At 73.5% G+C, this 1352-nt stretch carries 1 protein-coding gene; it reads left to right on the top strand.

Annotated elements, in window-relative coordinates; translation table 11 throughout:
• A partial coding sequence (locus ACWCXH_RS39915; protein ID WP_449806417.1) for a beta-ketoacyl synthase N-terminal-like domain-containing protein occupies positions 1 to 1352 on the top strand: 1352 nt, incomplete at both ends.

The raw sequence follows: 1352 nt of genomic DNA, 5'->3' as shown, positions 1-1352 counted from the left end.
CTGCGCGGGCTGGTGCGGGGCCGGGTGCGGCGCGCGGTGGTGGCGGGCTCGGCCGTGTCGGCGGGCCTGGCGCAGCGCCTGTCGGGGCTGGGCGGCGACGAGCGGCGCGGGGCCGTCCTGGAGCTGGTGCGCGACCAGATCGCCCTCGTGCTGGGCCACGAGGGCGGGTCGGTCGTCGATCCGTCGCGGGCGTTCCAGGACCTCGGCTTCGACTCGCTGACGGCCGTCGAGCTGCGCAACCGGCTGCGGTCGGTGACGGGTCTCCAGCTGCCGGCCACGGTGGTGTTCGACTATCCGACGGCGAGCGCGCTGGCGGGCTTCGTGCTGGAGGGCCTGTTCGGTGCCGAGGGCGTCGTCGACGTCCCCGAGGTCCTGCCGGCGCTGTCGGACGATCCGATCGTGATCGTGGGCATGGCGTGCCGCTACCCGGGCGGCGTCGAGTCGCCCGAGGACCTGTGGCGCCTGGTGGCCGACGGTGTGGACGCGGTGTCGGACTTCCCGGCGAACCGAGGCTGGGACGTCGACTCGCTCTACAGCGAGGACCGGTCCGTGCCCGGCACGTCGTACACCCGGCGGGGTGCTTTCCTGCACGACGCCGGGGAGTTCGACCCCGAGTTCTTCGGGATGAGCCCGAGGGAAGCCCTGGCGACGGACGCGCAGCAGCGCCTGCTGCTGGAGACGACGTGGGAGGCGTTCGAGCGGGCCGGGATCGACCCGGTGTCGCTGCGCGGCAGTCGGACGGGCGTCTTCGCGGGCATCATGTACACCGACTACCGCTCGCTGCTGGACGGCGAGGAGTTCGAGGGCTTCCGCGGCAACGGGAGCGCCCCCAGCATCGCCTCCGGCCGGGTCTCCTACACCTTCGGCTTCGAGGGGCCGGCGGTGACGGTGGACACGGCGTGCTCGTCGTCGCTGGTGGCGATGCACCTGGCGGCGCAGGCGCTGCGGAGCGGTGAGTGCTCGCTGGCGCTGGCGGGCGGCGTGACGGTGATGTCGACGCCGGGGACGTTCGTGGAGTTCTCGCGCCAGGGCGGCCTGTCGGCGGACGGCCGGTGCCGGTCGTTCGCGGATGCGGCGGACGGTGTGGGCTGGGGTGAGGGCGTCGGCATGGTCGTGCTGGAGCGGCTGTCGGACGCTCGGCGCAATGGGCACCGGGTGCTGGCGGTGCTGCGCGGTAGCGCCGTCAACCAGGACGGTGCGTCGAACGGTCTGACGGCGCCGAACGGTCCGTCGCAGCAGCGGGTGATCCGGCAGGCTCTGGCGAGTGCCGGGCTTTCGACGGCCGACGTGGACGCCGTCGAGGCGCATGGTACGGGTACCACGCTGGGTGACCCGATCGAGGCGCAGGCGCT

The organism is Kitasatospora sp. NPDC001660 (genome assembly GCF_053596725.1).
This window is presented reverse-complemented; position numbering and strand designations above follow the sequence as displayed.